General features: G+C 36.6%; 1 protein-coding gene. It reads left to right on the plus strand.

What is annotated here, in order from left to right; genetic code table 11:
- Nucleotides 1–513 (plus strand): IS30 family transposase (locus MNY27_RS10960; protein ID WP_346392354.1); only part of this gene is annotated, 513 nt, incomplete at both ends.

The following is a 513-nucleotide window of genomic DNA, read 5'->3' on the forward strand; positions in this document are numbered from 1 at the left end:
GTAGAGTATGCTACAAGAGGCATTATTAAAAATCGTGTATCTATTGATAAACGACCAAAAATAGTTGAGAAGAAGTCCCGTATAGGGGATTGGGAGATTGATACAGTCATAGGGGCTAATCATAAAGGAGCACTTGTAACCATTGTTGATAGGAAGTCAAAGTTTACACTTATCAAAAAAGTACCGAGTAAACATGCAGATGTTGTTACTAAGGCAATTGTTGAGATGCTGCAACCAATTAAACAACTCACACATACCATTACAAGTGACAATGGTAAAGAGTTTGCCTATCATGAAGAGGTAGCAAAAGCTCTTGATACAAAGTTCTACTTCTGTAATCCTTACCACTCATGGGAGAGAGGACTAAATGAACATACAAACGGATTGATTAGGCAATATCTTCCAAAACAGACTGATTTTACACAGGTTAAACGAAAACAGATTAGGTTTATACAAGACAGACTTAACAACAGACCACGAAAATCTCTTGGCTTTAAAACTCCTGCTCAAGTT

The organism is Sulfurimonas sp. NWX79 (genome assembly GCF_039667035.1).
Classification (GTDB): Bacteria; Campylobacterota; Campylobacteria; order Campylobacterales; family Sulfurimonadaceae; genus Sulfurimonas; species Sulfurimonas indica.